General features: G+C 63.7%; 6 protein-coding genes and 2 pseudogenes. All 8 read left to right on the top strand.

The window, feature by feature from the left end:
• A pseudogene (locus EN884_RS39420) lies at positions 1-807 on the top strand (hypothetical protein); the annotation flags it as partial.
• Between the two features lie 67 nt (positions 808-874).
• A complete protein-coding gene (sfnG, locus tag EN884_RS08365; protein WP_063169858.1) occupies positions 875-1,975 on the top strand; it encodes a dimethylsulfone monooxygenase SfnG in 1,101 nt (366 codons plus the stop codon).
• A 112-nt stretch (positions 1,976-2,087) separates the two neighbouring features.
• Positions 2,088-3,020, top strand: coding sequence for an ABC transporter ATP-binding protein (locus EN884_RS08360; RefSeq protein WP_063169859.1), 933 nt, complete (start codon positions 2,088-2,090; stop codon positions 3,018-3,020).
• Positions 3,017-3,916, top strand: coding sequence for a branched-chain amino acid ABC transporter permease (locus EN884_RS08355; protein ID WP_032898718.1), 900 nt, complete (start codon positions 3,017-3,019; stop codon positions 3,914-3,916). The genes EN884_RS08360 and EN884_RS08355 overlap by 4 nt, the downstream gene beginning before the upstream one ends.
• A gap of 3 nt (positions 3,917-3,919) precedes the next feature.
• Complete coding sequence (locus EN884_RS08350) at positions 3,920-4,960, top strand: branched-chain amino acid ABC transporter permease (RefSeq protein ID WP_063169860.1); 1,041 nt, start codon at positions 3,920-3,922, stop codon at positions 4,958-4,960.
• A gap of 80 nt (positions 4,961-5,040) precedes the next feature.
• Positions 5,041-6,378 carry an ABC transporter substrate-binding protein gene (locus tag EN884_RS08345; RefSeq protein ID WP_013528156.1) on the top strand — a complete coding sequence of 446 codons (1,338 nt, stop codon included), beginning with the start codon at positions 5,041-5,043 and terminating at the stop codon, positions 6,376-6,378.
• A gap of 79 nt (positions 6,379-6,457) precedes the next feature.
• Complete coding sequence (locus EN884_RS08340; protein ID WP_024501876.1) at positions 6,458-7,264, top strand: ABC transporter ATP-binding protein; 807 nt, start codon at positions 6,458-6,460, stop codon at positions 7,262-7,264.
• A gap of 24 nt (positions 7,265-7,288) precedes the next feature.
• Positions 7,289-7,502 (top strand): annotated as a pseudogene (locus EN884_RS08335) (SfnB family sulfur acquisition oxidoreductase); the annotation flags it as partial.

The following is a 7,502-nucleotide window of genomic DNA, read 5'->3' as shown; positions in this document are numbered from 1 at the left end:
GGCGACTTTGCATCCGCGCCGGCCACGACGGCGCTCGGCCTGCTCAAGACCATTCGCGCGACGCTGGCGGCCGCGCGCGCCGCCAATGTCAACTGGCAGTCGGTCTTCGATCAGCTGCGCCTCCAGGGGCCGGTGCTGTGGGCCGCACTTGCGCCGCCGGAGCGGGCAAGGCTGGTGCGCCAGCTGCGCGTGTTCTGGGACGTGCATCGTTTCAGGATCGCGCCGCAGGTCGCCGCGGTGCTCGACCGGCGTCATGCCGCCGGTACAGTCGACACCATTGCCGCCAGGCTTGTCGCGTCGAACGACGAGGACGGCAGCCTGGCTGTCAGCTTTCAACGGCGCGGGCAGACCCGGATCGAGACGATGCGCTTCGCTGCCGTCATCAACACCACCGGTCCGGCCCATGGGCAGGCGCTGCAGCTGAACCCGGCGCTAAGCTCGCTGGCGGAAGCCGGCTTGATCAGGACGGACCAATATGGGCTTGGCATCGAGACAGGTCTCGACAGCCGCGCGATCGGCCGGGACGGCGCGGCGGTCGCGACACTCCTGGTCGCCGGCCCGCTGGCACGAGGGACTTTCGGCGAGCTCATGGGTCTGCCGGAAGTCGCCCGCCATGCCCAGGCGGTCGCGGTTGAAATTGCCAAGCTGCTGGTAACGCTGCCGTCAGCGCAGGCCATCGGCCCAATGCCGCGCACCGTCCACACGTGGGCTGACACCTGCGGGCCGGGTTCGGCAGCGAAAATTGGTATTTCCGTCCCAAGAGCGCCCCAAAAACGGAAAATCCTTCTTTGTATATATATTCTATAAACATAATAAATATCAGAGCCGGCGCGACCGGAGCGATCAACGACACGGCCTGAATGGGAGACAGTTCATGGCACATGCAGAAGCCGATCCGATCAAATTCGCCTACTGGGTGCCGAATGTTTCGGGCGGCCTGGTGATTTCCAACATCGAGCAGCGCACCAACCATTCTGCCGAGTACAATCGCAAGCTGGCGCAGATCGCCGAGAAGGCCGGCTTCGACTACGCGCTTAGCCAGATACGTTTCACGGCCGGCTACGGCGCCGACGAACAGCATGAATCGGTGGCGTTCAGCCATGATCTGCTGGCGGCGACCACGACGCTCAAGGTCATCGCAGCGATCCTGCCAGGACCATGGAACCCGGCGCTGGCGGCCAAGCAGATCGCCACCATCAGCTACCTGACCAACGGCCGCGTCGCGATCAACCTTGTCTCCGGCTGGTTCCGCGGCGAGTTCCACGCCATCGGCGAGCATTGGCTCGACCATGACGAGCGCTACCGCCGCTCGGAGGAATTCATCCGTGCGCTGCGCGGAATATGGACTGAAGACAGCTTCACCTTCCGTGGCGATTTCTACCGCTTCAATGAGTATTCGCTGAAGCCGAAACCGCCGCAAGTACCCGAAATCTTCCAGGGCGGCTCGTCGCGCGCCGCGCGCGACATGGCATCGCGCGTCTCGGACTGGTACTTCACCAACGGCAACACGCCGGCCGAGATCGCCAAGCAGGTCGATGATATCAGAGTCAAGGCGAAGGCCAATAACCATTCCGTCAAAGTTGGCGTCAACGCCTTCGCGGTCGTTCGCGAGACCGAGGACGAGGCCAGGGCGGTGCTCGCCGAAATCATCGCCGAGGCCAATCCCGACGCGGTCAATGCTTTTGGCCATGAGGTCAAGAATGCCGGCAAGGCCTCGCCGGAAGGTGAGGGCAATTGGGCGAAATCGTCCTTCGACGATCTGGTCCAGTACAATGACGGTTTCCGCTCGAACCTGATCGGCACCCCCAGGCAGGTCGCTCAACGCGTCGTCGACCTGAAGCGCGCGGGTGCGGATCTTATCCTGCTCGGTTTCCTGCACTTCCAGGAGGAGGTCGAGTATTTCGGCAAGCATGTCATCCCGCTCGTTCGCGAACTGGAACACGCCGAGGCGGCGGCGTCGCTGGCGGCGGAATAGTCACCCCATAGGCACGCCGGACAGGCGCCGGCCCGCACGCACGAAGCTTGCCCGGCGCGCTGATCCGTCGGGCGGCAACAGGATTTTGCGCGCCTAATCGAGGACGATTGGAATGCCGTTGCCCAGTTATACGCTCGGAGTGATGGAGGCTTCCGCCTATGCACCGGAGGTCTTTGCGCGCGGCCTGCCGTCAGACCAGCGGCCGGAGCAGTCGTTCGAAGATGCCGCCAGGCCGGCAGAGTCCGTTGCCGCCGCCTCTCCGTTGCTTTCGCTTCAGGGCATCAGCCTGTCCTTTGGCGGCGTCGTGGCACTGGCCGATATCGACCTATCGGTCCGCCAAGGCGAGATCCGTGCCATCATCGGCCCGAACGGCGCCGGCAAGAGTTCGCTGATCAACGTCATCAGCGGCGTCTACCGGCCGGATCGCGGCCATGTCCGGCTCGACGGTACCTCCTATGCCCAGGTCCCGACGCAGCGGCTGGCCCATCTCGGCGTCGCCAGAACCTTCCAGAATCTCGCACTGTTCAAGGGCCTAAGCGTCCTCGACAATGTCGCCTCTGGCCTTGCCTACAAGGTTCGCTCCAACTTTGCCGGCCAGGTGCTCGGCATCGGCCGCTCGCGTGGCGAGCAGCGCGATTCACGCAGCCGTGCCGAACAGATCCTTGAATTCCTCCATCTCACCGCCATTCGCGACCGTCTTGTCGGCACCTTGCCTTACGGGCTGCAGAAGCGTGTCGAACTGGCCCGCGCGCTGGTGGCCGAGCCGCGCCTGCTTTTGCTGGACGAGCCGATGGCCGGCATGACAGCGAGCGAAAAGAGCGAGATGGCGTCTTTCGTCCGTGCCGCGCGCGATCGTTTCGCCACCACCGTGGTGTTGATCGAGCACGATGTCGGCGTCGTCATGGGTCTGTCCGATCGCATCGCCGTTCTCGACTACGGCCGCAAGATCGCCGACGCCACGCCCGATGAAGTCAGGAACGACCAACGCGTCATCGATGCCTATCTCGGCGTCGCCTCGGACAATGAGGACGGGGCAGGCATATGATCGCCGATTTCGACTACCAATTCTTCATCGAAGTGCTCGTCGGCGGCCTGCTCTCAGGCGTCATGTATTCGCTTGTCGCGATCGGCTTCGTGCTCATCTACAAGACCTCGGGCGTGCTCAATTTCGCGCAAGGCGCGATGCTGCTGTTTGCGGCACTCACCTTCGTCAGCCTCGTCGAGCGCGGTATTCCGTTCGCGCTGGCGCTGGCGGTCACCTTCGCCATCATGGTGGCGATGGGTGTCGCCATCGAGCGCACGGTGCTGCGGCCACTGACCAACAAGCCGCCGATCACACTGTTCATGGCGACGCTCGGCCTGTCCTACATCATCGAGGGCGCCGCCCAGCTGATCTGGGGCACGCAGGTCCATGGCCTCGATCTCGGCATCGAGGACGTGCCGCTGGAAATCGGCGGCGTGCTGATCAGCCAGTTCGACATTTTTGCCGCGGTGGTTGCCGCCGGCATGGTCCTCCTGCTGTCGCTGTTCTTCCGCTACACCCGCATCGGCCTCTCCTTCCGCGCCGTTGCCGACGACCAGTTCGCGGCCCTCGCGGTCGGCCTCAGGCTGCCCTTGATCTGGGCCACCGTGTGGGCTGCCGCCGGCCTTGTCGCCCTGGTGGCGGGACTGCTCTGGGGCGCACGCCTCGGCGTGCAGTTCTCGCTGTCGCTGGTGGTGCTGAAGGCGCTGCCGGTGCTGGTGCTCGGCGGCTTCGATTCCATCCTCGGCGCCATCGTCGGCGGGCTTCTGATCGGCGCCAGTGAGAAGCTCGCCGAGGTCTATATCGGCGATTATTTCGGCGGCGGCATCGAGAGCTGGTTTGCCTATGTCGTCGCGCTCGTCTTCCTGCTGATCCGCCCTTCCGGCCTGTTCGGCCAGAAGCTCGTTGAGAGGATCTGAACGATGACCGCGATAACAAGCGATTTCGTCGCCGCGCCGGTGCTGCCGAAATGGGTCGTACCGGTCCTGCTGCTCGCCTTCGCCTATGGTGTCGTGCCGCTGATCGGCTCAAGTTATCTGTTCGAGGCCATCCTGCTGCCGTTCCTGGCGCTCAGCCTCGCCGGCGTGGGCTTGAACATTCTCACCGGCTATGCCGGCCAGGTCTCGCTGGGCAGTGCCGCCTTCATGGCGGCGGGCGCCTTCGCCGCCTATAATTTCAACCTGCGCGTCGAGGGCCTGCCGCCGATCGGCAGCATCTTCCTGGCCGGCATCGTCGCCGCCGCGATCGGCATCGTCTTTGGCCTGCCCAGCCTGCGGCTGAGGGGTTTTTATCTCGCAGTATCGACGCTCGCCGCGCAGTTCTTCGTGCAATGGGCGCTGACCAAGTTCAGCTGGTTCTCCAACAACTCGGCGTCAGGCGTCATCGACGCGCCGAGACTGTCGATCTCAGGTTTCGCGCTCGACGGCGCCATCGGTCGCTATCTCTTCGCGCTGACAATCGTCACCGTCCTGACCTTCCTTGCCTATAGGCTGGTCTCGTCGCAGACCGGTCGCAACTTCATCGCCATCCGCGACAATGAAACCGCCGCCCGCATCATCGGCATCCCGGTGCTGAAGACCAAGCTGCTGGCCTTCGCCATCTCGTCCTTCATCATCGGCGTCGCAGGCGTCATCTGGGCCTTCGCCTATCTGAGGACCGTCGAGCCGGACGGCTTCGATCTCGATCGGTCGTTCCAAATCCTGTTCATCATCATCATCGGCGGGCTGGCTTCGATCCGCGGCGCGTTTTTCGGCGCCGCCCTCATCGTGGTTTTCCCGCTCGCTCTGTCGCGCCTCGGCGGCTTCCTGCTCGGCGATCTCTTCGATTCGGGCGTGCTCGACATGAGCCAGCGCATCGTTCTGGGCGCGCTCATCATCCTGTTTCTGATCCTTGAGCCCGACGGGCTGGTGGCGCTGTGGGACAGGGTCCGAAGACGGCTCCTGTTCGCCTGGCAGTCGACTTGAGCTGATGCATTGAAAATGAATCCCATCGGAAAATGAACAAGGGGCCGAACAAGACGGCCCATACCGGGAGTACCTCGACCATGACTTTCCTCAGCACAATCAAGGCGGCGGCGTTGTCCGCGGCGATGATCGTGTCGGTGGCCTTGCCCGCCGCGCACGCCGACGAACAATATTTTCCGCTGCAGAGCTATCGCGTCGGGCCTTACGCGGCCGGCGGCACCGGCTTCTTCGGCGGCTTCATCGACTATCTCAACCTCATCAACATCCGCGACGGCGGCGTCAACGGCGTCAAGCTGACCTGGGACGAATGCGAGACCCAGTACGAGGTCGAGCGCGGCGTCGAATGCTACGAGCGGCAGAAGAGCCATGCCGGCGCCGCCGCCTGGAACCCGCTCTCGGTCGGCATCGCCTATGCCATGATTGACCGCATCACCGCCGACAAGGTGCCGCTGATCACCGTCAACCACGGCCGCACCGATTCCACCGACGGGCGTGTCTTCCCCTACGTCTTCCCGCTGCTGCTCAATCCCTACAGCGAGACATCAGGCATCGTGAACTACATCGCCTCCAAGGAAGGCGGCATCGACAAGCTGAAGGGAAAGAAGATCGTCGTGCTCTATCACGGCTCGCCCTACGGCAAGGAGACCATCCCGATCTATGAGCTGCTGGCGCAGAAATACGGCTTCACCGTGCAGCAGATCGAGGTGCCGCATCCCGGCAACGAGCAGCAGTCGCAGTGGCTGACCATCCGCCGCGCCAAGCCGGATTTCGTCGTCCTGCGCGGCTGGGGTGTGATGAACCCGGTGGCGCTGAAGACGGCGGTCAAGGTCGGCTATCCCGTCGATCACATCGTCGGCAATGTCTGGTCGAATTCTGAAGAGGATGTCATCCCTGCCGGCGACGCCGCCAAGGGTTACACCGCCATCACCACGCAGGCTTCCGGCAACTCCTACCCGGTGGTTCAGGAGATCGTGAAGACGGTCTACGGCGCCGGCAAGGGTAACCTTGAAGACAAGGCGCGCATCGGCTCGGTCTACCACAATCTCGGCATCGTCAACGGCATCCTCAATGTCGAGGCGATCCGGATCGCGCAGGAGAAGTTCGGCCACCGCACGCTGACCGGCGACGAGGTCCGCTGGGGCTTCGAGCATCTCAAGCTTGATCCGGCCAAGGTCGAGGCGCTCGGCGCCAAGGACCTGTTCCACTCGATCAATGTCAGCTGGGACAACCATGAAGGCGAAGGCTACGTGACCTTCCAGCAGTGGGACGGCAAGAAGTGGAACGTCGTCTCCGACTGGATCGCGCCGGACTGGGCGCTGCTGCGGCCAATCATCGAGAAGTCCGCCGAGGCCTACGCCGCCGAGAAGGGCATCAAGCTGCGCACCGCCGACGATGCCAATGCTGTGACCACCAACTGATCAGTCAGTGCCGGGCGTCGCGGACCAAGTTTCCGTGGCGCCCGACCTGTTCGGTTTTCGAACCGCGAAAGAACAGCCTATGCCGAACGATGACGTCATTCTTGCTGTGGACACGGTCCATGCCACCTACAACCACGCCATCACGGCGCTGCATGGCGTCAGTTTCGAGCTCAGGCGCGGCCAGATACTGGCATTGCTCGGTGCCAATGGCGCTGGCAAGACCACGACGCTGAAGGCCGTCTCCAACCTGCTGCCGGCCGAACGCGGCCAGGTCAATGCCGGCACCATCCGCTATGACGGCTCGGATGTCTCGCGCCGCAAACCGGGTGATCTGGTGCGCGCCGGGCTGGTTCAGGTGCTGGAAGGCCGCCACTGCTTCAAAAGCCTCACCGTCGAGGAGAATCTGATCGCCGGCGGCATCGGCCGCAGCGGCAGCCGCGCCGAGATCAACGGGGATCTCGAACGGATCTACGGCTATTTCCCGAGGCTTCGGGAAAAACGCCGGACATTGTCCGGCCTGACCTCCGGCGGCGAACAGCAGATGACCGCCATCGGCAGGGCGCTGATGTCGCGGCCGCGGCTGCTCGTCCTGGACGAACCGTCGATGGGGCTCGCGCCAATCATCGTCCAGGACATCTTCCAGAGCTTGAAAAAACTCAACCGCGAGACTGGCCTATCCATCCTGGTCGCCGAGCAGAACTCCGCAGTGGCGCTGCGATATGCCGACCATGCCACGGTGCTGGAGAACGGCGTTTCCGTTCTCGCCGGCGCGGCCCCCGAGCTTCGCCAGCGCGAGGACATCAGGGCCTTCTATCTCGGTCAATCGAACCCCGGGCAACAGGCGTCACCCGCCACCAAGCCCGCCCATCTCCACGCCGTTGCCTGAATCGAAATCCCAAGGAGCAGTGAAATGACCGTTTCGACCGTCAAGACCGACAAGGCTTCCGCCGCCGTGCCGCCAGTCGCAAGGCCGATCGCCCCGGCGCACATCATCAAGGACGACGCCGAGGCGATTGCGGTTGCCCATGCGCTCGCCGCCGAATTCGTCAAGGACTCCTCCCGGCGCGACCGTGAACGGATCTGGCCGGTCGCCGAACTCGATGCCTTTTCGCAAAGCGGCCTGT

Source organism: Mesorhizobium sp. M7A.F.Ca.AU.001.01.1.1, assembly GCF_004022735.1.
GTDB lineage: Bacteria > Pseudomonadota > Alphaproteobacteria > Rhizobiales > Rhizobiaceae > Mesorhizobium > Mesorhizobium ciceri.
The sequence above is the reverse complement of the archived record's forward strand: the minus strand, read 5'-3'. Positions and strand labels throughout refer to the sequence as shown.

Bases quoted from the DNA above. Each gene is read 5' to 3' on its own strand.
- sfnG (WP_063169858.1), top strand. From the start codon at position 875: ATGGCACATGCAGAAGCCGATCCGATCAAATTCGCCTACTGGGTGCCG.
- EN884_RS08360 (WP_063169859.1), top strand. From the start codon at position 2,088: ATGCCGTTGCCCAGTTATACGCTCGGAGTGATGGAGGCTTCCGCCTAT.
- EN884_RS08355 (WP_032898718.1), top strand. From the start codon at position 3,017: ATGATCGCCGATTTCGACTACCAATTCTTCATCGAAGTGCTCGTCGGC.
- EN884_RS08350 (WP_063169860.1), top strand. From the start codon at position 3,920: ATGACCGCGATAACAAGCGATTTCGTCGCCGCGCCGGTGCTGCCGAAA.
- EN884_RS08345 (WP_013528156.1), top strand. From the start codon at position 5,041: ATGACTTTCCTCAGCACAATCAAGGCGGCGGCGTTGTCCGCGGCGATG.
- EN884_RS08340 (WP_024501876.1), top strand. From the start codon at position 6,458: ATGCCGAACGATGACGTCATTCTTGCTGTGGACACGGTCCATGCCACC.